Consider the following 25885-nt stretch of genomic DNA (forward strand, 5'->3'; position numbering starts at 1 on the left):
CGGGCAACGCGGGGGCGCGCCCCCGGGGGTGGCCGGTGGAGGGAGTGTGCTCAGAAGGCCGAGTGGTCGAACCAGAGGGTGAGCAGGTCCTCGTCGCCGAGCCGGCGGAAGGCCTCGCTCGTGGGGGCGAGGCGGCCGTAGAGGAGCAGGAGCAGGTCGCCGGAGCCGCCCTCGACCGTGGCGTCCGCCGCCGGCCCGGCGGCTCCGGTGGTGTCGGCTTCCGTCACCAGCCCGAAGCCGTCGGGGCGCAGCCGGACCAGCCAGGTCTCCTCGCCGTCCGTGCAGCTGAACCGGAGGGTCCGGTCGGGGCCGCGCAAGGCGGCGGTCCCCGGCGCGAAGAAGGCGGCGAACGGCAGGTTGGTGAGGAACTCGTCGATGCCGTCCACCGCCAGGTCGCGGTCGATGTGCGGGGAGCGGCCGAGTGCGAGTTCGGCGTCGACCCGGTGCACGAGGGTCTCGAAGAGCATGCGGCGCACCCAGAACCGGGCGTGCTGGTCGCGCCCCCAGGCCCACATCGGTGCGTCCAGGTCGGTGGCGGCGAACACCTCGGCGGACTCCGCGGCGCTCTCGGCGAGCCAGTCGGGATAGTCGGCGGCCTGCTCCGGCAGGCGCAGATCCACGTCACGGCTGGTCGGCGGCTGCTGGATGCGCCCGCGCAGCAGGACACCGAACCAGCGCTGCACGCTGCCGGCATGGCGCGTCAGATCGGCCAGGGTCCAGCCCGGGCAGGAGGGTACGGGGGTGGCGGGGTCGGCGCCTTTCACCACGGCGACGAACCGCTCGCTCTCCGCGGCGACGGCGGCGACGTGCCGGGCGGGCGTGAGGGGCGTGGAGGGCGTGGGGGATTCCAGGGGCTGCACGGGGGTCCTTCCTGTCGTGTTGCAGCCGACGCTAACCCACCCCAGGGCCTGGTCAGCGATGCGGACGCCGCTCCGGGGCGGCCGTATGATGCCGGGATGACCAAGCCGATCGAACTCGTCATATTCGACTGCGACGGCGTGCTGGTCGACAGCGAGCGCATCGCCCAGCGCATCCAGGTCGAACTCGGGGCGGAGCTGGGCTGGCCGCTGACCCCCGAGGACGTCGTCGAGCGGTTCATCGGGCGCTCCCGGGAGTCCATCTGCGAGCAGATCGCGGAGCGGCTGGGGGTGGAGACGGCCGCCCTGTGGTGGGAGCAGCTGGTGCGGCGCCACCGGGACGCGGTGGACGCCGGTCTCCAGCCGGTCGAGGGGCTGCCGGAGGCGCTTGCGCAGATCACCGTGCCCGTCTGCGTCGCCTCCAGCGGCTCGCACGAGAAGATGCGCCACACCCTCGGCGTCACCGGTCTCCACGCGCGCTTCGAAGGCCGCATCTTCAGCTCCACGGAGGTGTCGCGGGGCAAGCCGGCCCCCGACCTCTTCCTGTACGCGGCCCGCCGGATGGGCGTGGATCCCGCGGCCTGCGTCGTGGTCGAGGACAGCGGGCCCGGGGTCCGGGCGGCGCGCGCCGCCGGGATGCGCTGCTTCGGCTACGCGGGCGGACTCACCCCCGCCGCACGGCTCTCGGGTCCGGGCACCGTCGTCTTCGACGACATGCGCAAGCTGCCCGTCCTCCTCGCCGAGCAGGGCGTGTGACGGTCCGCAGCCGGACGACCGGGACGGGGACGGCGGGAGGAGGGCCGGGCGCGGACCGGGGAACAGGTGTGCGGGCGTGTTAACGTCGCGCCATGTCCAAGGCTGAAATCGACCTGCTCACCGCCGAGTTCTTCGGCGCTTTCGACAACCGCGGTGGCAAGACGGCCGACGTGGAGCGGATCCGCCGGCTGGTCCTGCCGGACGGGGTGATCGTCATGACCGGGCCGGACTTCACGGTCTACGGGGTGGACGATTTCATCGAGCCCCGCCGACGCCTGCTGAGCGGTGGCCGGATGGTCGAGTTCAGCGAGTGGGAGACCTCCGAACGGACCGACATCGCGGGCGACATCGCGTCGCGGTTCGGGGAGTACCGCAAGTCCGGCGTCCTGGACGGCGAGCCCTTCGAGGGCGGTGGGACGAAGACCATCCAGTTCGTCCGCACCCCCGAAGGCTGGCGCATCGCGGCCTTCTCCTGGTACGACCGGCCCCGCGCGTAGGAGCTGCCGCCCCGTCCGGGCCTTCCGCCGACAGTTTGTGCAACCTTGCGGTTGCACCTCAAGAGGGCGATGTGCAACCCTGGAGTTGCATCTGCTGTCGGCGACGGAGGAGACCACCCATGAGTGAGAACCGGATCGAACGCGACACCCTGATCGAAGCATCCCTGGAGCGCGTCTGGTCGCTGGTGGCCGAGCCCGGCTTCTGGGTGGCCGACGAGGCGAACCTGACCGGCGCCACGGCGCGGCCGGGCGAGGTGACGGTGGCGCGCAACACCGAGTACGGCGACTTCCCCGTGCGGGTGGAGAAGGTCGAGCCGCCGACGTACCTGGCGTACCGCTGGGCCAGTGCGTTCCCCGGGCAGGAACCGACCGAGGAGAACAGCACCCTCGTGGAGTTCACGCTCAGCCGGGAGGGCGACAAGACGCGGCTGCGCGTCGTCGAGAGCGGGTTCGCCGCGCTGGCCGGGTCCGAAGAGCTGCGCGACCGGGCACTGAAGGACAACACCGGTGGCTGGCCCCAGGTGCTCGACGCGTTCAGGAAGCGCGCCGAGCGGCCCACCGCGTGACGGACGGACGCCGCACCGGCGGCGACACGGACGGGGGCGGCGCGAGGGGAAGGCAGGGAGGCCCGGGCGACACGGGTGATCAGGCGGTGGACGGCGTTCTCGCCGCCCTGGCGGACCCGACGCGCCGCACCCTGCTCGACCTCCTCGCCGCCCGTGGCGAGGTCACCGCGACGACCCTCGCCGAGGGCCTGCCCGTGTCCCGGCAAGCGGTGGTCAAGCACCTCGCCGTGCTGGACGCCGCCGGGCTGGTCCGCGGCGACCGCGTCGGCCGCGAGGTCCGCTACACCGTGCGGCCCGCCGCCCTGGACGCGACGGCGCGCTGGATGTCCGCGCTCGCCGCGGACTGGGACCGCCGATTGGCGAACGTCAAGCGCATCGCCGAAGCGGCGGAGCGCGACCTCTGAAACGCGCGTCGGCGCCGGGACCCGGAATGCTCGCGGGTCACGGCGCCGGCGTGTCAGACCGGGTCGGGCATGCGGCGCCAGCCGCCGTAGTGGCCGTCGTGGTCACGGATGTTGATCCACTGGTAGCCGTCGTCGCCGCGGATGCTCAGCGTGAAGACCCAGGGGTCGCCGCCGCTGAAGCGGTCGATGATGTAGATCCTGTCGGTGAAGGCGCCGCCCAGGGAGTACCAGCCGGACCACTTGCCCTTCTTGCTGGCGTCACGGGTCCACAGGGCGCGGTCGGTGCCGATGACGAACTGGTGCGCGGAGTTGTCGGGCGCCGTGTGCGTGGTGACCCCGTACTCGCAGATGTAGATCGCGCCGGCTTCCCCGTTGCAGTAGCTCAGGGCCTGGGCCGGCGAGGCCGCGGCCACGAGACCCGCCAGGATGGTGGCCGCGACGACGGCGGCCCTGATCCTCTTCATTTCCTGATGCTCCTCGGTGCGATGCGCAGGCGAGCCTGCTGACCGCACCGAGCCTGCCGTGCCCCGCTGACGTTCCACTAACGTTCCGCTGCCGCCACCGCCCGCAGCCCGGAGGGTCTGCGGGCGGCGCGAGGCGGGCAGAACCTCAGGTCATGCGGCAGGGTTCGGTGAGAACCCGTGGGACAGCTCACCCGCGAAGGGGACGCTCCGGCCGCGGCGCAGGGCGGGGCCGGGGCTCTGGAGCACCCATCCCGTCGCCGTGTCGGGTGTGAAGTTCGTCCCGTTGACCGCGATGTGCAGCTGGTAGACCCGGCCGGTGGTGGTCAGGACCTTGACGTAGGCGTCGTTGCCCTGCGCCTCGATCGAGACGCCGCAGGCGGTCCCGGCGGTACCGCCGTTGGGGTAGCCGGTGATGGCCGAGAGGTTCTGCCAGACCACCGGGTCGCCCGTGTTCGGGGCGCGGCCGGCGGAGGTGACGCCGCCCCGGACGGCGGCGCTGAACGACTCGCTGTTGGAGGGGGAGTAGCTGTCGATGTCGATGCAGGGTCCTGCCGCGCCGGTGGCTCCCGTCGCCCCGGTGGCCCCGGTGGCGCCGGTCGCGCCCGTGGCGCCGGTGGCTCCCGTCGCCCCGGTCGCGCCCGTAGCCCCGGTGGCTCCCGTCGGGCCGGTCGGGCCCGTCGGGCCGCGCGGTCCGGGCGGGCCCTGGGGGCCCTCCGGTCCGCGGCACGGCGGGTGCCGGTCCGCCTTCGTCCCGGCCGCCTTCGGCCACGACGAGTCGTCCTCGCACTCGTCACCGTCCCCGCCACCGCCCCGCGGATCCGCCGCCACGGCTCCCGCGGCCGTCGCCGCGCTCCCCGGCACCGCCGCGACGGCGGGCGAGGCGATCCCCGCGAGCACCAGGGCGAGCGAGGCGAAGGTTCCGCCGACGATCCAGCCGGACCGCCTGGGCAGCGGACCCAGCGTGGATGTGGATCTGTCCTCAGGGCGCATGTACCGCTCCTCGTGAGCATCTGATCGGATGATCACAGAATTCCCGTGATCGCGGTCATCGTGCGGATACGACGCCTCGGGCGGCAGCCGCCGCGCCCGACAGTCAGCGGTTCGGCGCAGTGCGTGGGACCAGTCGGGTGCGCCGCGGGCCGCCCGGGCCGGCCGCACGGCGCGCTGCGGATCCGGCGGGGCGCATTGTCCGTAAGGTCCGGCCGTGAAGCCGACCATCTGTCTCTGCATGATCGTGAAGAACGAGTCCGCCGTCATCGAGCGCTGCCTCACCTCGGTGCGGGACCACATCGACACCTGGGTCATCTCCGACACCGGCTCCGACGACGGCACCCAGCAGCTGATCCGCGCCGTCCTGGAGGGGATCCCGGGCGAACTCCACCAGGAGGCCTGGGTCGACTTCGGGCACAACCGGAGCCGGAACATCGCCCGCGCCCGCGGCAAGGCCGACTACCTGCTCCTGCTCGACGCGGACCTGGTCCTGCGCGAGGACGCGCCGATGCCGCCGCTGGTGGCGGACTCGTACATGCTCCGCCACGTGGGCGCCACCGAGTACCGCATCAAACGCCTGGTCCGGGGTGCACTGCCGTGGCGGTACGAGGGGGCGACCCACGAGTACATCACCTGCGACCTCGGCGAGAGCGTGGCCCACCTGGACTCCCTGGTGATCGAGGACCACGGGGACGGGGGCTCCAAGCAGGACAAGTTCGAACGGGACGCCCGGCTCCTGAGCGCCGCGATGGAACGGGACCCGTCCAACGGCCGGACCGTCTTCTACCTCGCCCAGACCATGCGCGACATGGGCGAACGCGCCGAGGCGGTCCGCCTGTACGAACGGCGGGCGGCCATGGGCGGCTGGGCAGAGGAGGTGTACCAGTCCCTCCTCCAGGTCGGCGTGCTGCTCGGGGACAGCGGGGACCCGGCCGACTGGCCCGCCGCCATGGACGCGCTGCACCGCGCCTGGGAGTCCAGGCCGGAGCGGCTGGAGGCCTGCTACGAACTGGCCTCGCGGCTGCGGCTGCTCGGCCGGTACCGGTCGGCGCACGCCATCGCCCGGGCCTGCCTGGACCGGCCGGCCCCGGACGACGTCCTGTTCACCCAGCCCTGGGTCTACCGGTGGGGGCTGCTCTTCGAGTACTCCGTCACCGCGTACTGGGTGGGCGACCTGGCGGAGTCCCTCCGCGCGTGCGACCGGCTCCTCGCCCTCCCCGACCTGCCGGACCGCTACCGGCGGCAGACCCTGCTCAACCGGGAGTTCGCCGTCCGGGGTCTCGCGGTGCCGGTTCCGGCGGGGTGAGGGCGGGGGCCGCGCGCCGGCCGAGCGGCAGCAGGTACTGGAGCGGCTGGTCGAGGTCGTCCAGCCCGAGGAGTTCCTGCGCCAGGTCGTCGTGGAAGCCGCCGAGCGGGGTCCCGGCCAGGCCCAGGGCCGCCGCCGTGAGGAGCAGCGTCTGGGTCAGGTGACCGGTCTCCAGCAGGGCCAGGCGCAGCGCGCGCAGCCCGTACCGGCGCCGCAGCACGCCGAGGTCCGCGTACACCCCGAGGACCACCGGCGCGCTGTCGATGCCGATCCAGTCCGGGTCCGTCGCCGGGCGGGACAGGTACGTCGACAGCGCCTTGACCTCCTCCACGGCGGGCACCGGCCCGACCGGGCGCAGCGTCCGCGCCTCGGGCACGCACTCGTAGGTACCCGGCGCGACACCGGCCGTGCCGAACACCAGCAGCCGCACCCGGGCCGTGTAGAGGGCGCCCGCGCTCGGGTAGGGGCGGTGCGCGAGGGTACGGGTCGAGCCGTCCGCGAGGAGCCGGCCGGAGCGGCCGCTCTCGGCGAGGGAATGCCACAGCAGCGCGCCCAGCGTGGCGGCGTCGAGCGGCCCGCCGAGCGCGCCGCGCGCCGAGGCCCGCCCCGCGAGGACCGCGCCGAGCGGCACGTCCGGCAACGGGCCGGTGGGCAAAGGCACTTCGGACCGGGCGAGGCGCCGCGCGTGCCGGGACGGCGGCGGCAGCGGCGCCGTCGGCCGCAGCGCCGTGTCCTCGCCGCGGCCGATGTGGAACTTGCTGCGCTCCAGGTACTGGACGTCGGGCGCCGTGTACGAGGACGGGAAGTAGGAGGGCGGCCCCCCGGCCGTACGGGCCGGCTCCGTGGTCTCCGCCACCTCCAGCAGGGTCCGCGCCGCCAGCCTGCACACCGCCCGCTCCTCGTCGGGGATCACCCCGAGCCGGTTGCACAGCATGTGCAGCTGCGAGGCCCAGACCCAGGCGTCCGGGGAGTCGGGGGCGTCCTGAGGCGCGTCCTCGGCCGCGCGGGCGCGGAGCGCCGCGTCGGCCTCGCGGACCCGGTCCGTCCAGCGGTTCAGCCAGGGCGCCGCCGTGCCGTCTGCGAGCCGCCGCCGCAGCTCCGTGGCGCGCCCGAGCAGCGCCGAACGCTGCGCCGAATAAACCGAGTTCACCCGGGCGTGGACCGGCGCACCCGGCAGCATGGGCACCTCGGTGACCCACCGCCAGCCCGCCGCGTGTCCGCGCAGCCAGCGCGCGGCGGCCAGCCGGTCCATGCCGAGGGCGTACGCCGTCGCGTGCGCGAGGTCGGCCGCGACGGCGAGGCGCGCCGCGGCGTCCCCGCCGTCCAGCGCCCGCAGCGCGTCGAGGGCTGCTCCGGTGGAGGCGACGAAGACCTCCTCGGCCACCCCTATCGCCCCGGGGCCGCCGTAGCGCTGCGTCTCGGGCACGTACGGCACGGTACGGAGCTCCCCGTGGGTGGACGGCCACGGACCCGGCACCTGCGGCACCTCCCGCGCGGCGCGCGCGAGCCGGTCCGCCGAGTGCGCCGCGGCCGCCGGGCCCAGTCCGCGCACCCGGATCCGCAGATGGGGGCCGCCCTCGCCGTACCGGATGAAGAACCACGCGTCGGCTTCCCCGGCGGCCACCAGGCCGTCGAGGAAGGGGGCGGCCTCGCGCAGCAGGAAGGCGTCGGTGTCCTCGGCGGTGGCGTGCAGGAACAGGTGGAAGCCGTGCCAGGCGGTGCCGACGCCCGAATGGCCGGGGGCTCCGGTCTCGCTGACGGGGTGGGTCGGGGTGCCGGTCGTCGTCATCTGGGGTCCTCGTCGTCGGTCCGGGTTCCGGCCGGGAGCGGGCGGGCGGGTGTCAGGGGAAGGGGTGCGGATGGAGCGCGAGGTCCGCGGGTCGCAGCGGCCGGTCCGACCGGCCGAGGCGGTACGGCACGTCGAGCAGCCGGGGCAGGCCTCGGACGCGGTGGTTGACGTGCCCGAAGGTCATCGGCAGCGAGCCCGGGACGATGGCCTTCACGCAGTGCAGCCCGAGCCGGTCGCGCAGCCCCGGCTCGCTCTGGTCGACCGCGATCACCTCCAGCCCGGCCCCGGAGAGCCGTTCCACGGTCGCGGCGAGCAGGGCCGAGAGGTCGCCCACCGGCGCGGGCGCCCCCGGCCAGGCCTCCTCGACGCTCACGCACGGCGTCTCCGCGTAGAGGAACTCCAGGCGCGGGGCCGCCTCGGCCAGCGTGCCCAGCCCCACGTGGTCGTCCAGGGTCGTCACCAGCTCCGGCCGCTCCAGCATCGGCCGCAGCCGCCGGGGATCGCGCGGGCCGCCCTCGGCGAGGGAACGCGGCCCCGACTCCACGACGTTGGTGACGACTTCGGCCACCGCGGAGCGGATCGCCGCACGCGGATCGTGGTGGGCGCCGGCCGCCAGGAACATCCGCGGCGCCTCGGGATGGGAACCCTCGTACCGGCAGAGCGCCACGACGGCCGGGATGCCGAAGTCGTTCGTCGCGTCGAGCAGGTCGAGCCGGTACCCGGCCAGGGCCGCGCGGTCCGCGAGCAGCGCCGTCTCCCGGTCCCGCGGCGGCGGAGCGATGCGCCGCAGGGGCGTCGCCGCGTACCACGCCATCAGGAAGGCATCGCGCTCGGCCACCTCGAACAGGCCGTACAGCAAGGCCTCTTCGGGGCTGTTGCCGAGGCCGCAGCCGTTGGACGACTCGTACACCACGCGGGGCCCGCCGCTCCGGGGAGCGTCCCAGTACGCGACGTGCTCGGGGACGGCCGTCGTGCGCCGCCGGGTGAGCGACCAGCCGTGCACCCAGTCCATGTCCAGGTCGGGGGAGTAGGGGACGGTCGGTGACGCGGGGTGGCCGTGGTAGCGGGGGTCGGGCAGGCCGAGCCGCTCCGGGTCCACGGCCCGCTCGGGTCCGAGGTCGGCGAAGGAGACGCGCAGCGCGGTGCGCTTGCCGACCGGGCGCATGCCCGCGTACCGCTCGACGCTCTCGAACAGGGCGATGCGCTCGCTGTCGTCGAAGTCGAGGGACCGGCCGTATCCGCCGTCGTCGACCGCCCGGCCGTCGCTGACGAACGCGCTGGTCAGGCAGAACGCCGAGTCGTCGGAGCGGAACAGGCGCCGCACCGGCCCGAACCGCTCGTCGTGCAGGGCTCCGCGCAGCCGGTCCGCCGTGGTGAGCGGGTTCGGGGCGCGCAGGACGTACGGATCGGGGAGCGGGCGCGGCGCCGACGGCAGCGGGACGGCGCCGGAGGCGGAGTCCGGTGGCAGGGGACGGCACACCGGGCAGCCGCCGACGGGACGGACGCGATGGGTGGACCAGGTGGCGCGGCCCTGGTGGAGCAGGTGGACCGGCGCCGACTCGCCCCCGGAGTCGTCCTGTTGGTCCGCGGGCCGGTCCAGCAGGTCGAGCGCGAGCGCGCCGAGCGACTCCGACAGGGCGGGGGAGGGTACGCCGCCCAGCGCGAGCCCGGGGCTGTGCCACGGCACCCGCCCGCCCGCCGTGGCCAGCCGCTGGTACTCGGTACAGGACAGGCATGCGGCGGCGCCCGGCCGGAGCACGGGCCCGACCACCGCCAGGGCGCCGTCGAAACGCACCGGGACGAGGGTCACGGGGTGCCCGAGCGCGTGACGGCTCAGTTCCTCGGCCGCCTCGAGCGTCCACGCGCTCAGCAGGACGACGGCCGGCCCGGAGGTGACCGAGAGCGCGGCTTCCGCGTCGACGACGGGCACCGGCAGCCAGGCCAGGGCGGCGGTCGCGGTCGCCGTACTCATCGGACCTCCCGGGACACGGGCCGTACGGTGAACCCGAACGCTCGCAACTGAGCCGCGAGTTGCGGGTCGCGCGGGGGTACGGGCGCCCGCGCGGGGACGTCGGATCCCGTCAGCCGGTGCAGCGCGTCCTGGAAGGCGTCCTCGCGTGCGGCCAGGTCGGCCAGCCAGCGCCCGGTCCAGCCGGTGTCCTCCCAGGCGGCCGTGCGCGCACCCGCGGCGGCCAGGGCCGCGAGCGCGCCGCCCGGGGCGGAGACGGCGGTGGCCGACGGAACCGCGGCGAGGGCGCGGACGTGGACGACGGCGGCGAGCGCGGCGAAGGCGGCCGCGTCGCCCGGGGTCGCTTCCACGGCGTCACTGAGCAGAGGCGGCGGCGGGCCCGACGGGCCGCCGGGCGCGGGGGGACGTACGACGGCCCGGTACGCCTCCTCGCCCGGAGCGAGCCGGAACACCTCCAGCCGGGCGGCCATCCCGAGGCGGCTGGTCAGGGTGGTCCACCAGTGGCGGAACTGCGGGTGCCCGGACCAGCGGTCGTCCGCCGCACCGGGGTGTTCCGGCGCCGACACGGGCGCCGGGCGGTGGGACGCGGCGGCGCGCAGGGCCCGGCCCCGGGCGTGCCCGGGGGTCGCGCCGACGGTGAAGTGGGCCTCGCCCAGCCGTAGTTCGGCCGCGCGGCAGAACAGGTCCAGGCGAGCCAGGTCCAGCCGCGGCGCACCGCCGACCAGCACCGCGCCGCCCGGCGGCACCGTGCACAGGGCGAGGGGTACGGGCAGCTGCCGCAGCCCCGCCGGAAGCGGTTCGGGGAGCACCCCGCACCGGTCGTCCGTCAGGGCCGCCATGCGCCGCAGCGCGTCCCGCAGCGTCCCCGGGGCAACCGCGTCCACCCGCCGGTCGGCGTCGATCCGGACCGGCCCCGCCCAGGTGCGGTAGTCGGCGCTCAGCGGACGGGCCCGCGCGAGCAGGACCGCGGGCAGCCCGGCCACCAGCCGCTCGTCCTCCCCCTCGCGCGCCGGATCCGTCACCCCGGCCGCCGCACACAGCAGCCGCTGCGCGGCGGCCCCCGCGAGCAGGGACGGGAACGCCGTGCCCGGGGCGTCCCGGTGGGCGGGGTGGGCGAGCCGGGCTGTCAGGGCGGTGGCATCGGCGTGGACCTGGGCGGGGCTGCCCGGCGCGGTCACGTAGCCGCTTGCGTGCCCGTGGCCGAAGCCGACGCAGTGCTCCGAGCCGTCGGCGCGGGCGTACAGGAGGACCAGGTTCCCGGGCAGGGCCGGGTCGGCGGTGCAGGTGACGGGCAGCCCGGCGGAGGCCAGTGCGCGCCCGGCGGCTTGGGCCGACGGGTCCGCGGGGGAGGCGGCCACCACCTCGGCCCGCGTTCCGGCGAGCGCCGCGCCCGCGGCGGCCGGCCGCTCGGCCGCCGCTTCGAGCCAGTCGGCGACCGGGCGACCACCGGGTACGGCGTCGGGCTCCGCCACCAGCAGGCCGTGCGCGTCGAGTTGCCCGAGCAGGGTGTCCACGGCCGAGCGCAGGCCGGGGCCCGCCGCCACACCGTCGAGGAACGGGGCCACCGTCCCGTCGCGCAGGGGATCCGCCAGCAGGCGCCAGAGCGCCGGCAGGGACGCGCTGCCCTCCAGGGTCAGGCTCCCGTGCCGTCCGCGCAGATGGAGCCCGTCCCGCAGCGGGGTGACGGCGACACCGGCGCGCAGCCGCCGGGCGGCCGGGGCGTCGCCGGTCATGACCGGCCCTCCACCGCGTCGACGGCCGCGCCGAGCTCCGTACGCCAGTCGCAGCCGGTCAGGACCGGCACCGAGCGGACGACCAGGTGGGCCGCCAGGTACCGCTCCATCGGGCGGACGTCGCAGAGGGCGAGCAGGCGGTACAGGGAATTGGTGCAGGCGCGGTAGACGAGGTAGTCAGGCCGGCTCCACATCGTCCCCGCAGGGTCGGAGCGCCGCAGCAGGTGGTGGAAGTCGCTGAAGCCGGTGCGCTCGCCGTGGTCCCAGCGCCGGGCGGCCGCTCCGTCCCCGGTGGCCGCGGCCCGCACCCGGTACGCGTCCGGGTCACCGTGCAGGTCGGCGCCGGCGTCGTACCGGCTCCGCGCCAGCTCCCAGGCGCCCGCCGAACAGGCGGTCCAGGCCTGCTCCCACCCCTGGGCGCCGCCGTCGCGGATCCGCCCGACGAGGCGGACGACGCCGTCGCCCGCGCGCTCCCAGTGCCGGTCGAACCGGTCCCTCACCTGCCCGTCCGGATCGTCGTGGAAGAGGAAGTCCTCCAGGTGGGACACGTACGAGAAGTGACCGCCCGGCAGCCCGCCCGGGTGGGCGCAGGCGTGCGCGGCCAGCGCGGTCACCGCGAGCTGGACGCGGGCCTGCGCGGTGTCGCCGTGCGCGCCCAGGAAGCCGGCGCCCGCGCGGAGCGCGCCCAGTGCGTGGCGCAGGAGCGCGTCGCGCAGGTCCGTGCCGTCCGCGCCCAGGAGACCGCGCAGCGCGGTGCGGTCGACGGCCGCGACGCGGACGGTGTTGTCCGCCACGATCGGCCCGTAGGGCGGGGCGATGAGTTCGGCGCGTCCGGCCTCGGCCGCCCGCTCCAGCAGTTCGGCCTCGGTGAGGTCGCCCCGCGAGGGGTGGACGCGGAGCCAGTCCCGGATCCGCGCGGCGGCGGCGCGGGCGGCGGCGTCGACCCGCGCGGGCGGGCCCTCCAGGCGCAGACGCAGGTGGGGCCCGTACAGCCAGTGCCGCTCCACGTGGGCGGCCAGCCCGTCCGCCGCGCAGGACTCGGCGAGCGGCAGCATCACCTCGCGCAGCAGGGGTGCCTTGACCGGGTGGTGGTGGTATGCGATCACATCGAGGGCCTTGAGGGCGCCGGCGGCCCCGGGGGAGCCGATGTCGGGGGGTCGCACCGTTCGCACGCTCTCTTCCGCTGTCGCCGGGTTCATCGACGCCGGGGGGCCGGGTCGACGGGGGGAGGTCTCGGGGGTCATCGGCGCGGTCATCGGCGCCGTCCGGACCGGTAGACCTCCAGGACGAGTTCCACCGCGCGGGCCGGAGCGGCCCGGCCGCCCGGCGCGGGCAGCGCCTCCTCCAGCACCGCGCCCGTATCGGCGTGCCGGGACAGCCACTTGCCCAGGCAGCGCAGGTGCAGCGCGTTGCCGAGGTCGACGAGGTGCGGCTTGGGGCGACTCAGCCGGTGCAGGAAGTCGTCCGCGGCCCCCGCGCCGGGGGCCACCGGGGCAGGTTGCAGGAAGACCTGTTCGGGCAGGTCCAGCAGGGCGCGCCACCGGGCCGCGGCCGCCACCGGAACGGCGTCGCCGCCGAGGTCGCCGCGCAGCGCCCGCACCACGTCCGGCGGCAGCAGCCAGCGGCGCCGTCGCAGCACGAGGTGCCGGTGGCGCAGCCGGGTGGCGCGCGTCACCGCGCCACCCGGTACGGCGACCGTGTCGCGGGCCACCAGTGCCCCGAAGTCCACGGCGCCGTGCGGGTGGTCGGCCAGATGGGCCCCGATGCGGCGGGGCAGCAGGACGGGTGCGAGAAACCCCGGGTAGAGGACGTCGAGGTGCTCGCCCGTGCTCCGCAGCCGCACACGCACCTGGTCGGTGGCCTCGTCGTGGACGAGGTCGAGGTCGCCCTCGCCGATCGACGCCCAGCGGCGGTCGGGCCCGATCTCGTCGGGGACGAGCAACGGGTGCAGGTTCGCGTTGAATCCGCCGACGGGCCGGATCTGCGCGGCCCGGGCGCCGGGCCCGAGACCGCGGCGGATCCCGGCGGCCACCTCGGCCGCGGCGCGCGGGTCCAAGGCGTCCAGGAACCGGCTGGTGAAGCGGCCCCACCCGCCGTACACGTGGTTCACGCACAGCAGGCCGGGGGCCGGGCCGGGCTCGCGCTGGAGGAAGTACGCGTAGCTGAGCGGGCGTTCGACCGCCCAGCCGGGCAGCCGCTCGCCCAGGCCCTTGACGAAGTCCGCCGGAAGGACGCTTTCGTGGGCGGGCTCGGCGCCTCCCCGGGACCGCTCCCCGCCGACCGCGCGGACCGCGCGGACCGCTTCCGCGCGCAGGGCGGCGAGTTCTTCGACCCCGGTCGGGAAGGCGGTCCGGCCCGCGGAGACGGCCGCGTCGCCGGGGAGGGCGGCCCGTCGCCCGGCGGCCTCCCAGGCCCCCGCGGCCTCCCACGCCCCGGCGGTCTCCGCCCCGAACTCCCACGGGTGGCGGCAGGTGCCGCCGGATCCGTAGCGCTCGACGAAGCGGTCACGGACCACCCGGCGGACGATGTGACCGGTGTCGAACAGCTCGGCCAGCGCCGTGAGTTCGCCGAGCGCCTCGTGGTCGGCGCCGTCGAGGAAGCCGTCGAGGCGCAGGGGCCGGCGGGCGACCACGTCCTCGGAGAGCACGTTCAGCGGTGCGGACCCGGACGGTACGGGGCCGCCCGCGTCCGCCAGTACGTCCCGCCACTCCCGCGACAGCGCGGTGAGCAGGGCGGGCCGGTCGGCGGCCCGCGCGGCGGCGAACCCGCCGGTCGCACGGCCGAGCCCGGCGATTCGGTCCGCGCGCGCGGCGTCCTCGGGGTGGTCCGTTGCGAAGGTCCGCAGCCAGGCCGCGATCCGCTCCAGCGGGTCGGCGTCCTGCGGCGCCACCGGTTCGCCCGGAACCAGCAGGCCGGCGTCGGCGAGACGGTCGAGGAAGGCCGCCGCCGAGGCGGCCGTATCGGCGGTGTCCCCCTTCAGCGCCGAGCCGAGCAGCGCTTGCAACTCGCCCAACGGCGCCGGGTGCCGGGCGGCTTCGGTGATCAGGTGCAAGGGGCCGCCGAGAGCCAGTTCGGCCTCGTCCTCCTCCGCCACCAGGAAGCGGCCTCCGGCGAAAACGGTCCGGTCGCGGGAATAGGCGGCCCGTCCGCCGGTGATCCGCGCGCTGCTGGTGATGCGGTGGGGGAGCGGTGCCCGCCGGTGCGGCGCGGACAGGAGGGCCAGGGTGAGCGCGCGGGTCAGGGTGCGGTTGACCTTCACGACCGCGCGGGCGGGCTCCTCGAACAGCGGCGCGGTGCCCCAGTCGGGCACGGGGCGGGCGGTGTGCGCGTACGGGCCGCCGGGCGCGGCCAGTTCACCCCAGCCGACCGCCGTGAACCAGGACAGCGGGCTGGTCTTGGTGCTGGCGCGCAGGGCGTAGCGCAGTACGGCGGGTTCTTCCTTGCGCGCCCTGCGGTCGGCCGGTCCGGTGGCCGCCCGCTCCACTGCGCGCAGCAGGTCGGCGCTGGTGAGCGCGACGGCCTTGCCGAGGGCCGGTTCCCGGCACAGGGCGGCCAGGTGCGCACGTTCGCCCTCCAGCGCGGCTGCGGCCGCGGCGCCCAGCTCCGCGAGCACCTCGGCGCGCCGGTCGCGCAGCGCGAGCCAGTCGGCGAGCAGGGGTACCCGGGAGGGGAGGTCGCCGAGGCGGTCCAGCAGGGCGGACCGCGGTTCGCGGCCATTGTGCAGGGCGCGGCGCAGGGGCAGGACGACGTCGCGGTGGAACGCGGGCGGATGTCCGTCCCGGCTGGCGTACAGGGCGTCACCGAGGGGCCCGGCGATCCGGAGCAGCCGGGTCTCGGCGCGGTGGAGGCGGGCGAGCGAGCTGCGGAAGGCCGCCGCGGACGGCAGCTGGGCGGGGTGGGCCAGCACGGTCGCGCGCACCAGTGCCGTGGGCGCGGAGCCCACCCGGTAGGCGGCCGGGCCGGGCGGTGGCGACGGCACCGGCTCCTGCCCGCGCCCCTGCCCGTACGACTGCGACTGCGACTGCGGTTGCGATGGCGGCTGCGCCACGGCGTGTGCTCCCTTCCCGTCGGGGCGGTCGTCCCGCCGGCCGTCCCGCCGTCGTCGTGTGCGGCGCACGGGCCCTCCCGCCGTACGTGACGTACGGCGGGAGGGCTCGCGGCCTCGAGGTGCCGTGCGGAAGGGGATGGACCCCTGCTACACCGCCGGGGTGTCGGCCTGCGGGTGAGCGCAGGAGGAGGAGCCCTGGCAGGAGGAGGAGCCCCAGGAGGCTCCGCCTTCGGGCAGCGCGACGGTGTCGCGCATCGAGGTGACGGTGAGGTCGCCGAGGTCCAGTGCCAGGTCCTGGAGTTCGAACCCGGTGGTGTGCGTGGTGTCGGACATACGCGTCTCCCTGCATGAGTGGTGGGGTTTCGTGAATCCGTCTGCCGTTGGTGCGGCGGTACCCACGCTGGTCCACCGCGCTCAAGGAACGGTGGAGAGCCCGGACCGGAGACGATCAAGGCGAACCGCGGTGGACATACCGGTCGCCCGACCGGCGGGAGCAAAACTTCCGCCCCTGTTCACCCCGCCGTGACCTGCGGCTTTCCGGACCGGCCGGGGCGGGGCGGTCGAATGGGACCGTAAACAGGTCTGGACCATTTCATTCGCGCCAAATCCATGTGTCGATCGGCGGGTTGGGGTCGTATCGGGTAAATGGTCTATACCTTTGGCGGTAGGCTGGGCCACCTGAAACCGGCACATACACAGCCGTGGGGGGCTATATGACCGTCCATCATCTTCCGCAGCCACCGTCCGACGACGAGCTGTACTGGTACTTCGGCCCGCAGCGCCGCTGGGTCCTGATCAGCACCTCCCTCGCCTTCACCTTCACCGCCGCGACGATGCTCACCTTCGCGCTGCGCACACCGGCCCTGTGGGCCTTCCTCGCGGTCCTCGGCCTCAACGTGGTGGCCCTGGTCCTCTCCTCCGTCAACAGCCTGCGCAAGCGCCGGCTGACCCGCCAGTCGCACGAGATACTGGTCCGGGCCTGGCGGCCGGCCACCCTGCCGAGCGTCGACCTGTACCTGCCCACCTGCGGGGAACCCCTCCCCGTCCTCGCCAACGCCTACCGCGCCGTCGCCGCACTGGACTGGCCGGACGTGCTGAGCGTCTGGATCCTGGACGACGCCGACCGGCCCGAAGTCGCCGCCCTGGCCGCGGCACACGGGTACGAGTACGTCGTGCGCCCCGACCGGGGCCACCTGAAGAAGGCGGGCAACCTCAACCACGCCCTCACCCTGAGCGGCGCCGAGTTCGTCGCGATCCTGGACGCCGACTTCGCCCCCCGGCCGGACTTCCTGCGCCACCTCGTGCCCTACCTGGCCGACCCCGCCGTCGGAATCGTGCAGAGCCCCCAGTGCTTCGACACGGACGAGGCCATGGGCTGGATCCAACGGGCCGCCGGATCCGCCCAGGAGTGGTTCTTCCGCTGGATCCAGCCCTCCCGGGACGCCAGCGACGCCGCCATCTGCTGCGGCAGCAACGCCGTCTACCGGCGCCGGGCGATCGACCTGGCCGGCGGCTTCGCGCGACTCGACCACAGCGAGGACCTGTACACCGGACTCGCCCTGTACGAACAGGGTTTCCGCACCCTGTACGTGCCGGTGCTGGTCGCCAAGGGCACCTCGCCCGACGAGGCGACCGCCTTCATCAACCAGCAGTACCGCTGGGCGATGGGCAACCTGCACCTGCTCGGCACCCCCGTGCTGGGACGGATGCGCGCGCCCTGGCGGATGCGGCTGTGCTTCTACGAAGGGGTCGTCGGCTACCTCACCACGGTGGTGAACACCTTCGCCGCGCCGCTGCCGCCGCTGGTGATGATGTTCTGGTACCCGGACGACATCCGGCCCTGGCACGTGCTGCCGCTGCTCGCCCCGCTGTGGCTCTGGCACGTGCTGCTCCCGCGCATCAGCCGCACCCGCTGGCGGGTGGAGGTCATCCGGGCCAACGTCCTGACCAGCGTGGCCGCGGCGACCGCGTTCCTGCACACGCTGCGCGGCCGCAGCGCCGCCTGGGTGCCCACCGGCGTGCGCGGCCCCAAGACGTCCGGCGGCATGGCCAAGCGCGTCGTGGCCGTCTCGCTGGCCTGGCTGGTCCTCTCCAACGGCGCGGCGGCCACCGGCCTCGCCCTCGCCGTCGCCCGCAACGGCTGGGAGCCCAACTGGGGCCTCCTGCTCTACCTGTTGGTGCAGTGCCAGATCAACGTCCCGCTCATCCGGGACCTGACGACCGAACTGCGCGGGGCAACGGAGCCCCGGAGCACGGCCGGTGACAGCAGTTCCCTGCGCGCACGCGTGCGCAGCGCCCTGCGCTCCGGCACCGGCATGCGGCCCCGCCGCTGGCCCGAAACCCTGGCCGCCTCCGCGGCCCTCCTGCTCATCGGCCTGCTGGCATCCGGGTGGGTCGACCCGATGCTGCCCTGGCTGAGTTGAAAGGCTTCGTCACCATGCCCTTCCCCGTGACTCCCGGCTTCCGCCGGAAGCACAGCGACACCCCGGACCCGGCGACCGGCGGCGCACGGTCCGCCGCGCCCGGCGGCCCGCCGCCCGCCGGTTCCGGCTCCCGCTCCGGCGGCGAATCCGGGCCCAGCCCGCACCGCTCCGCCTTCCGGCCCGACATCGAGGGCCTGCGCGCGGTGGCCGTCGTCGCGGTCCTCGCCTTCCACGCCGCAATCCCGGGCCTGGCGGGCGGCTTCGTCGGCGTCGACGTCTTCTTCGTCATCTCCGGCTACCTGATCACCGGCCTGCTGGTCCGCGAAGCGATCACCACCGGCCGGATCCGGCTGGGGGACTTCTTCTCCCGGCGGGCCCGGCGCCTGCTCCCGTCCGCCGCCGTCGTCCTCGGCGCGGTCGCCGTCGCCGGAGCCTGGCTGACCGTACCGCTGCGGCGCGCCGTGCTGGAGTACGACGTCGTCGCGGCGGCCCTGTCCTTCGCCAACTGGCGCTTCGTCGCGCAGCAGACCGACTACCTCGCCGCCGGTCAGGACCAGAGCCCGCTCCTGCACTTCTGGTCCCTCGCCGTGGAAGAGCAGTTCTACCTCTTCTGGGCCCCGCTGATGGCGGTGATCGCCCTCTGCACGGCCCGCGCGGTGCGCCGCGGCCGGGTCGTGCGCGCCGTCGTGGCGCTCGCCACCCTGCTGCTCGCCCTCGGCTCCTTCGCCCTGTCCCTGCGCTGGACGGAGCACTCCGTCTCGCTCGCCTACCTCGGCACGCCCTCGCGGGTCTGGCAGTTCGCCACGGGCGCCCTGCTGGCGCTGCTGCCCTGGCACCTGCTGCGCGGGCCGCGTCCGCTGCGGCTGCTGTGCGGCTGGGCCGGAGCGGCGGCGATCGCCTGGTGCGTCCTGACGTACGACGCGAGCACCCCCTACCCCGGGTTCGCGGCGCTCGTGCCGACGCTGGGCGCCGCGGCCGTCATCCTCGCCGCCATCCCCGGACGGGGCGAGCGCGACGTCCAAGGTGCCTACGGCGTGGGCCGGTTGCTCGCCGGCCGGGCTCCCCGGGCCGTGGGCCGGCTCTCCTACAACCTCTACCTGTGGCACTGGCCGGTGCTCGTGCTCGCCGAAGCGGAGCTGGGGGCGCTCGCCTGGCCCGCGAAGGCCGCCCTGACGCTCGCCTCCGTCCTGCCCGCCCTCGCCGCCATGCGCTGGGTGGAGCGGCCGCTGCGCCGCAGCCGCACGGTCTCCGAACTCCCGCGCCGCGGCCTGTCGGTGGGCGTCACCGCCATCGTCCTGCCGGTCGTGCTCGCGCTCGTCGTCGGCACCACCACGCTCCGCCTGCTGGGCCCGGCCACCCCCGTCGACCTGCAGGGCCTGCCGCCGGGGGCCGCCTCCGGACCCACCCTGCTCGCCCGCGGCCCGGCGGCGCCGCCGCTCGACGGCCCCGTCGTGCCGGGCCCCCTCCAGGCGGGCAAGGACTTCCCGCCCGACGGGAACTGCGAGGTGGACCCGGCGGTGACCCGCAGCCCGGAGTGCCTCTTCGGCGCGGTCGCCAGCCCCGACCGGATCGTGCTGCTCGGCGACTCGCACGCCGGCCAGTGGTTCTCCCCGATGCTCGCCCTCGCCGCCCAACGCGGCTGGGCCCTCCAGGAGTTGGTCAAGCAAGGTTGCCCGCTGGCCAGGCTCACCGTCGACAACCCCCAGCTCGGCCGCACCTACCGCGAGTGCGACACCTGGCGCGCGGACGCCCTGGACCGGCTGAAGCGGCAGCCGAAGCCGCGCCTCGTGGTGATCTCCTCACTGACCCGCTACACCGCCGACGCCGCCCTGCTGGCCGCGGCCTGGGAGGAGACCCTGGGGCCGCTGCGGGCCCTCGGGGTGCCGGCCGTCTACCTGGAGGACACCCCCGTGCCCGGCCGGGACGTCCCCGCCTGCCTGTCCGGCAGTACGGGCTCCCCGGAGGCCTGCGCGTTCAGCCGGGAGGCCGCCCTGCAGCCCGACGCGCTGGCCCGGCGAATCGCTTCGGGCGCGCTGCCCGGCGTACGGACCATCAGCGTGAACGAGGTGCTGTGCCCGAGCGCCGGACCCACCTGCCCGGCGGTGCTGGACCGGATCCTGCTCTACCGGGACGACTCGCACCTGACGAACGTGGCCGCCGTCGTCCTGACCGCCCGGCTGGAACGGCTGCTGGCCGACGCCGGTGCGCTGCCCTCCGCCGGGCCGGCCGGGTCCGTACCCGGGACGGGGGGCGCGCCGTCGGCCGCCGCCGGGTGGCGGGAGCTGCTGCGGGACGATTTCGACGGCCCGGCGGGCAGCCGGCCCTCCGGCGCCACCTGGCAGTACGACCTGGGGACCTGCTACCCCGGCTGCCCCGCGCCCCAGTGGGGGACGGGGGAGATCGAGACGATGACCGACTCGACCGACAACGCCCGCCTCGACGGCAGGGGCGCGCTGGAGATCGTCCCCACGCGCAAGGACGGCCGGTGGAGTTCGGGCCGGGTCGAGACCCGGCGCGCCGACTTCGCGCCGCCGCCCGGCGGGGTGCTGCGGATCGAGGCGTCGATCGCCCTGCCGGACGTCACCGGCCCGAAGGCGGCGGGCTACTGGCCCGCGTTCTGGACGCTCGGCGCCCCGCTGCGCGACGGGTACACCGGCTGGCCCTCCGTCGGCGAGCTGGACGTCATGGAGAACGTCAACGGACGGGACACGGTCTTCGCCACCCTGCACTGCGGGGTCCTCGGCGGCGGCCCGTGCCAGGAACCCAGGGGACTGACGTCGGGGCCGCAACCCTGCCCCGACTGCCGGACGGCGTTCCACTCCTACGCCGTCGAGGTCGACCTCACGCCGGGCGCCCAGGAGGTGCGCTGGCTGCTGGACGGCCGCGTGTACCACCGGGTGGGCGCGGACGCGATGGACCCCGCGACCTGGAAGCGGACCGTGGACCACGGGGTGTTCCTGATCCTGAACGTGGCCGTCGGCGGCAACCTCCCGCTGGCGGACGGCGCGACGGCGGGCCCCGCCACCGAACCGGGCCATCCGATGCGTGTCGACCACGTCACCGTGTCGGCCAAGGCCGCCGCGGGAGCCTCCTGACGGACCGCCGCCGAGGGGGCGGCGCGCCGCAGGGCCCGGGGGCGCCGCGAGCGCGGCGCCCCCGGGCCTTCGGGCGAGCGTGAAAAGGGTGGCAGGTGAGGGGCGTCAGGGGACTGGTAGGAAACTTTCCTGTTCGCTAGCATTCCCGGCGGCGGCCCGGCGCGGTGCCCGTGTCACACGGGCATGACGCGCTCAGCGAGAGCTCTGACCCGGCCGCCGTGGCGCCGCCCCCTGCCCTCCTCCGGGCCGGTGGCGGTGCCAGGAAACGGTGCCCAGCTCTCACCCCCCTCCCTCAGTGCAGGAGCCCCCAAGGATGCGCCTGAACGCCTCAGTACCCGCGCCCGCCCGGCGCGGTCCGGTGACCCTGGTCGCCGTCGTACTCCTCCTGGTCGGCGGTCTGTTGCTCGCCCTCCCCGAACGGGCCGGAGCCGCAGCCGACCGCGCCGCGGCCGACCCCCTCATCTCGCGCGGCAAACCCGCCACCGCGTCCTCCTCCGAAACCTCCGCCTTCGGCCCGGAAAAGGCCTTCGACGGCGACCAGGCCAGCCGCTGGGCCAGCGTCGAGGGCAAGGATCCGCAATGGATCCGCGTCGACCTCGGCGCGAACGCCAACGTCAGCCGGGTCGCCCTGCGTTGGGAGGCCGCGTACGCCAAGGCCTACCGCGTCGAGATCTCCGCCGACGGCACCACCTGGACCCGCCTCGCGAACGAGACCGCGGGCAACGGCGGCGCCGACGACTGGGCCGGCCTCACCGGCAAGGGCCGCTACCTGCGGGTCTACGGAACCGCGCGGGGCACCGCGTACGGCTACTCGCTGCACGAGGTCGAGGTCTACGGCACCGTCGAGGACACACCGCCGCCCACCGGTGCCTTCACCGTGGTCGCCGCGGGTGACATCGCCGCCCAGTGCACCGCCTCCGACAGCTCCTGCGCCCATCCGAAGACCGCGGCCCTGGCCCAGCAGCTGAACCCGAAGTTCTACCTGACCATGGGTGACAACCAGTACGACGACGCCCGGATCTCCGACTACCGCGCCTACTACGACAAGACCTGGGGCGCCTTCAAGGACAAGACCCACCCGGTCCCCGGCAACCACGAGACCTACGACCCGGCCGGCTCCCTCGCCGGATACAAGTCGTACTTCGGGTCGATCGCCTACCCCCAGGGCAAGAGCTACTACAGCTTCGACGAAGGCAACTGGCACTTCGTCGCCCTCGACTCCAACGCCTTCGACCAGAAGGCCCAGATCGACTGGCTGAAGGCGGACCTCGCCAAGAACGGCAAGCAGTGCATCGCCGCCTACTTCCACCACCCGCTCTACTCCTCGGGCGGCCACGGCAACGACCCGGTCAGCAAGCCGGTCTGGAACATCCTCTACGGCGCCAAGGCCGACCTGATCCTCAACGGCCACGACCACCACTACGAGCGGTTCGCCCCGCAGGACCCCAACGGCAAGGCCACCGCCGACGGCATCACCGAGATCGTCGGCGGCATGGGCGGCGCCGAGCCCTACCCGATCGAGAACGTCCAGCCCAACAGCCAGAAGCGGATCAGCGGCCAGTACGGCGTGCTGAAGCTCGACTTCACCGACAACGGCTACAGCTTCAGCTACGTCGGCACCGACGGCAAGGCCAAGGACACCAGCCCGAAGTACACCTGCCACTGATGTACCTGGCGACCACAGGCCGCCCGGACACGTCGGCTCCGCCCCGCTCCGGCGGGGCGGGCCGGCGGGTCCCGGGCACCGTCCTGGCACTCGGCGCGGTCAGCCTCGTCACCGACATCTCCTCCGAGATGGTCACGGCGGTGCTCCCCCTCTACCTGGTCCTCGGACTGGGTCTCTCCCCCCTCCAATTCGGCTTCCTCGACGGCCTGTTCAACGGCGCCACCGCCCTCGTGCGGCTGGTCGGCGGCCACGCCGCCGACCGCGGGAACCGGCACAAGCGCATCGCCGGCCTCGGCTACGCGCTCTCCGCCGCCTCCCGGCTCGGCCTGCTCCTCGCCGGGGGCGCCACCGCCGGGATCGCGGCCGCCCTCGCCACCGACCGCGTCGGCAAGGGCATCCGGACGGCGCCCCGCGACGCCCTCATCACCCTCAGCAGCCCGCCCGAGACGCTCGGCCGCTCCTTCGGCGTGCACCGCGCCATGGACACCACCGGCGCGCTGCTCGGCCCGCTCGCCGCGTTCGCCCTGCTGGGCGCGACGGCCGGGGCCTACGACGCGGTGTTCGTCGTCAGCTTCTGCGTCGGCCTGCTGGGAGTCCTGCTCCTGGTCCTGTACGTCCCCGGCCACCATGGCGCGCCCACCGCGCGCCCGGCCCCCCGCACCGGCACCGTCTTCGCGGCGCTCCGCGACCCCGCCTTCCGGCGCATCCTGGCGGCCGCCGCGCTGCTGGGCGCCGCCACCATCGGCGACTCCTTCGTCTACCTCCTGCTCCAGCGCCGCCTCGGCCTGCCGGTCGCCTGGTTCCCGCTGCTGCCGCTCGGCGGCGCCGCCGCCTACCTGCTGCTCGCCGTTCCGGCGGGCCGGATCGCGGACCGGTTCGGCCGCCGACTGCCCTTCCTGTACGGGCACATCGCGCTCCTCGGCGTGTACGCGGCCCTGCTCGCCCCCGCCGGTGACGCCCCGGCGCTGCTCCTCCTGCTGCCGGTCCTCGCGCTGCTCGGAGCCTTCTACGCCACCACCGACGGGGTGCTGATGGCGCTCACCGGGCCGGTGCTCCCCGCCGAGGGCACGGCGCGCGGACTCGCCCTCCTCCAGACCGGCCAGGCACTGGCCCGGATGCTGGCGGGCATCGGATTCGGCGCCGCCTGGACGGTGTGGGGACCGGACCCCGCCCTGTGGGCGGCCCTCGCGCTCCTGTGCGCGGCGCTGGCGGGCGGCTGGCTGCTGCTGCCGCGCCCGCCGTCCGCCACCCCGCCCGCTCCGTCCGGTCCCTTGGATCCGGCCCCGTCCGACCGTGAAAGGCGCACCGCATGAGCGACTCCGACCGAGCCGGGTCCACCGGGCCCGTGACCGCGCTGGGCGCCCGGGCCCGTACCGCGATCGTGGTGACCGCCGCGCTGGTGCTCGCGGGCGGCGCCACCGGGTACGTCCTGCACGCCGGGAACCGTCCCGCCGCCCAAGTCGCCGCCGCGGACGCCTCCTTCGCGCTGGACCGTCCCGCCCTGTATTTCCGGGACGCCGCCACCGGGCGGGTCGCCCACCAGCCGCTGCCCGGGGCAGCCGACGCGCCGGGCACCGGGTCCCCCGCCCCGCGCGTCACGGGAGGCCCCTCCTGCGACCGGTTCTACGCCGCCCAGGAGACGGCCCTGTGCCTGCGGGCCGAACCGGGCGTCCTGCCCAAGACCTACGCCATCGTGCTCGACCGGCAGCTGCGCGAGGTCCGCCGGACCACCGTGCCGGGCGTGCCCAACCGGGCGCGGGTCTCCGCCTCGGGCCGGATGCTGTCCTGGACGGTTTTCGCGAGCGGAGACTCGTACGCCACCAGCGCCTTCTCCACCCGGACCGCCATCCTCGACCTGCGCACGGGCTACCTCGTCACCTCCATGGAGCAGATCCCCCTCACCCTCGACGGCGCCCGCTACCACGCGCCCGACGTCAACTACTGGGGGGTGACCTTCGCCCGCGACGACAACCGCTTCTACGCGACCGTCTCCACCAAGGGCCGCACCCACCTCGTGGAGGGCAACATGGGGGAGTGGTCCGCGCGCGTCCTGCGGGAGAACGCCGAGTGCCCCTCGCTGTCGCCCGACAACACGCGGGTCGCCTTCAAGAAGAAGGTCTCCGAGGATCCGGCCGCGCCCTGGCGGCTGTACGTCCTCGACCTGCGGACCATGCAGGAGAGGCCGCTCGCCGAAACCCGCAGCGTCGACGACCAGGCGGCCTGGCTGGACGACGGCACCCTCGCCTACGCCCTGCCGGGCGCGGACGGCAGCCAGGACATCTGGACGGTCCCGGCGGACGGCACCGGAACCCCGCGCCTGACCGTCCCGAACGGCTCCTCACCGGCGGCGCTGCGCTGACCGGATCCCCTTCCGGGGCGTGCGGCCACCCCCTAGATTGGGGGCCGCGTCGCCTTCGCAGCCGGCCGGGCCGAGGGACGCAGGATCGAGGGACGAGCCGTGCACCACGACGACGAGCCCGTCTTCCGGCGCAGCAGATGGGGGACGAACCACTACCGGTACAACCCCCGCAATCCCGTCGGGCTGGCCCTGACCGTCGCCACCGTGCTCGTCGTCGGCGCGATGCTGGTCCTCCTGGCCAACCGGGCGGGCCCCTTCGCACCGGCGCCGGCGCCGCGGCCCACCTCGACGCCCTGGAGCCCCCCGGTGAACGAGGGCACCCGGCCGTCCCCCTCCGGTGCCCCCGCGGCACCCTGACCGAGGGCGCCCGGCGGGCGCGGGCGCGGGTCAGCTGGCGGAACCGGCCGCCGACCCCGTGGCCAGGTCCGCGCCCCAGCGCGCGAGCGCGGCCGGCAGGTCCAGCGGGCCCGAGCGCAGGTCCGAGCCCTCCCCGGGCCAGTCCTCGCGGGGGACGCGCCACATCAGCTCGAACTCGTTGCCGTCCGGGTCCTTGGCGTAGAAGGACTTCGACACCAGGTGGTCCGTCGCGCCCACGAGCGCGCCCAGTTCGCCGAGCTTGCGGCCCGCCTCGGCGAGCTCGCCGAGCGTGCCGACCTCCCAGGCCAGGTGGTAGAGGCCGACCCGGCCCTGCTCGGGGCCCGGCGCGTCGGCGCCGACCGCGAACAGCCCGAGGTCGTGGTCGTTGAGGCTGCCCGGTGCGCTGAGGAAGGCGGCCCGGCCGGGGACCAGGTGGTCGACCTGGAACCCGAAGACGTCGGAGTAGAACGCGACGGACCGCTCGACCTCGCGGATCCAGAGCACGGCGTGGTTCAGACGGCGGACTGACATGGCGACGGGCTCCCGTGACTCGAAGGACCTGGCTCGAAACATCCGGCTGGACATGTCCTGATCCGGACGCTCCCA

21 protein-coding genes are annotated in these 25885 nt (G+C 75.1%); 11 read left to right on the forward strand and 10 right to left on the reverse strand.

Going from position 1 to position 25885, the window contains the following annotated elements; all coding sequences use genetic code 11:
• Window positions 1–50: 50 nt before the first annotated feature.
• The gene (locus AC0693_RS11175) at window positions 51–860 is read right to left on the reverse strand and encodes a maleylpyruvate isomerase family mycothiol-dependent enzyme (RefSeq protein WP_469315852.1); all 810 of its coding nucleotides are present in this window, start codon (window positions 858–860) and stop codon (window positions 51–53) included.
• A gap of 96 nt (window positions 861–956) precedes the next feature.
• Between AC0693_RS11175 and AC0693_RS11180 the strand changes: the two genes are divergently transcribed.
• The 4 genes from AC0693_RS11180 (at window position 957) to AC0693_RS11195 (ending at window position 3080) form a co-directional block, all read left to right on the forward strand.
• Entirely contained in the window at window positions 957–1613 is a 657-nt protein-coding gene (locus AC0693_RS11180; RefSeq protein WP_468466181.1) for an HAD family hydrolase, read from the forward strand.
• Between the two features lie 92 nt (window positions 1614–1705).
• Entirely contained in the window at window positions 1706–2110 is a 405-nt protein-coding gene (locus AC0693_RS11185; protein WP_469315854.1) for a Cif family virulence factor, read from the forward strand.
• A 119-nt stretch (window positions 2111–2229) separates the two neighbouring features.
• Window positions 2230–2676 (forward strand): SRPBCC domain-containing protein, encoded by a 447-nt coding sequence (locus AC0693_RS11190; protein WP_469315855.1) that lies wholly within the window; start codon window positions 2230–2232, stop codon window positions 2674–2676.
• 86 nt (window positions 2677–2762) lie between these two features.
• Window positions 2763–3080 carry an ArsR/SmtB family transcription factor gene (locus AC0693_RS11195; protein WP_469315856.1) on the forward strand — a complete coding sequence of 106 codons (318 nt, stop codon included), beginning with the start codon at window positions 2763–2765 and terminating at the stop codon, window positions 3078–3080.
• Between the two features lie 53 nt (window positions 3081–3133).
• Here AC0693_RS11195 and AC0693_RS11200 read toward each other — a convergent pair whose 3' ends face one another.
• Together AC0693_RS11200 and AC0693_RS11205 are read right to left on the reverse strand one after the other, a co-directional pair.
• Window positions 3134–3544: a hypothetical protein gene (locus AC0693_RS11200; RefSeq protein WP_478801556.1), complete on the reverse strand. Its 411-nt coding sequence runs from the start codon at window positions 3542–3544 to the stop codon at window positions 3134–3136.
• A 150-nt stretch (window positions 3545–3694) separates the two neighbouring features.
• Window positions 3695–4534, reverse strand: a complete 840-nt coding sequence (locus AC0693_RS11205) for a hypothetical protein (protein WP_478801557.1) — start codon at window positions 4532–4534, stop codon at window positions 3695–3697.
• Between the two features lie 214 nt (window positions 4535–4748).
• On the opposite strand from AC0693_RS11205, the gene AC0693_RS11210 reads away from it, so the two are divergent.
• A complete protein-coding gene (locus AC0693_RS11210) occupies window positions 4749–5840 on the forward strand; it encodes a glycosyltransferase (protein WP_469315858.1) in 1092 nt (363 codons plus the stop codon).
• Here AC0693_RS11210 and AC0693_RS11215 read toward each other — a convergent pair.
• The 6 genes from AC0693_RS11215 to AC0693_RS11240 form a co-directional block, all read right to left on the reverse strand.
• Window positions 5788–7629 (reverse strand): thiopeptide-type bacteriocin biosynthesis protein, encoded by a 1842-nt coding sequence (locus tag AC0693_RS11215; RefSeq protein ID WP_478801558.1) that lies wholly within the window; start codon window positions 7627–7629, stop codon window positions 5788–5790. The genes AC0693_RS11210 and AC0693_RS11215 overlap by 53 nt on opposite strands.
• A 52-nt stretch (window positions 7630–7681) precedes the next feature.
• On the reverse strand, window positions 7682–9601 hold the full coding sequence (locus AC0693_RS11220) for a TOMM precursor leader peptide-binding protein (RefSeq protein ID WP_478801559.1): 1920 nt from the start codon (window positions 9599–9601) through the stop codon (window positions 7682–7684).
• The gene (locus AC0693_RS11225; RefSeq protein ID WP_478801560.1) at window positions 9598–11331 is read right to left on the reverse strand and encodes a hypothetical protein; all 1734 of its coding nucleotides are present in this window, start codon (window positions 11329–11331) and stop codon (window positions 9598–9600) included. Before AC0693_RS11225 ends, AC0693_RS11220 begins: the two co-directional genes overlap by 4 nt.
• Window positions 11328–12494 carry a lantibiotic dehydratase C-terminal domain-containing protein gene (locus AC0693_RS11230; protein WP_478801561.1) on the reverse strand — a complete coding sequence of 389 codons (1167 nt, stop codon included), beginning with the start codon at window positions 12492–12494 and terminating at the stop codon, window positions 11328–11330. Before AC0693_RS11230 ends, AC0693_RS11225 begins: the two co-directional genes overlap by 4 nt.
• Before the next feature lie 89 nt (window positions 12495–12583).
• Window positions 12584–15379: a lantibiotic dehydratase gene (locus AC0693_RS11235; RefSeq protein WP_478801562.1), complete on the reverse strand. Its 2796-nt coding sequence runs from the start codon at window positions 15377–15379 to the stop codon at window positions 12584–12586.
• 147 nt (window positions 15380–15526) lie between these two features.
• Window positions 15527–15712 (reverse strand): thiazolylpeptide-type bacteriocin, encoded by a 186-nt coding sequence (locus AC0693_RS11240; protein WP_468466161.1) that lies wholly within the window; start codon window positions 15710–15712, stop codon window positions 15527–15529.
• Window positions 15713–16092: 380 nt separating this feature from the next.
• On the opposite strand from AC0693_RS11240, the gene AC0693_RS11245 reads away from it, so the two are divergent.
• The 6 genes from AC0693_RS11245 (at window position 16093) to AC0693_RS11270 (ending at window position 25279) form a co-directional block, all read left to right on the forward strand.
• Complete coding sequence (locus tag AC0693_RS11245) at window positions 16093–17802, forward strand: glycosyltransferase family 2 protein (protein ID WP_478801563.1); 1710 nt, start codon at window positions 16093–16095, stop codon at window positions 17800–17802.
• Window positions 17803–17816: 14 nt separating this feature from the next.
• On the forward strand, window positions 17817–20897 hold the full coding sequence (locus tag AC0693_RS11250) for an SGNH hydrolase domain-containing protein (RefSeq protein WP_478801564.1): 3081 nt from the start codon (window positions 17817–17819) through the stop codon (window positions 20895–20897).
• Between the two features lie 313 nt (window positions 20898–21210).
• Window positions 21211–22563, forward strand: coding sequence for a discoidin domain-containing protein (locus AC0693_RS11255; protein ID WP_478801565.1), 1353 nt, complete (start codon window positions 21211–21213; stop codon window positions 22561–22563).
• Window positions 22563–23876 carry an MFS transporter gene (locus tag AC0693_RS11260; RefSeq protein WP_478801566.1) on the forward strand — a complete coding sequence of 438 codons (1314 nt, stop codon included), beginning with the start codon at window positions 22563–22565 and terminating at the stop codon, window positions 23874–23876. The genes AC0693_RS11255 and AC0693_RS11260 overlap by 1 nt, the downstream gene beginning before the upstream one ends.
• Window positions 23873–24922, forward strand: coding sequence for a TolB family protein (locus tag AC0693_RS11265; protein ID WP_478801567.1), 1050 nt, complete (start codon window positions 23873–23875; stop codon window positions 24920–24922). The genes AC0693_RS11260 and AC0693_RS11265 overlap by 4 nt, the downstream gene beginning before the upstream one ends.
• A 99-nt stretch (window positions 24923–25021) precedes the next feature.
• Window positions 25022–25279 (forward strand): hypothetical protein, encoded by a 258-nt coding sequence (locus tag AC0693_RS11270; RefSeq protein ID WP_478801568.1) that lies wholly within the window; start codon window positions 25022–25024, stop codon window positions 25277–25279.
• 30 nt (window positions 25280–25309) lie between these two features.
• Here the strand turns inward: AC0693_RS11270 and AC0693_RS11275 are convergent, their stop codons facing one another.
• Window positions 25310–25810, reverse strand: a complete 501-nt coding sequence (locus tag AC0693_RS11275; protein ID WP_478801569.1) for a VOC family protein — start codon at window positions 25808–25810, stop codon at window positions 25310–25312.
• Window positions 25811–25885: the final 75 nt, after the last annotated feature.

It is taken from the genome of Streptomyces sp. NPDC043876 (genome assembly GCF_056435825.1).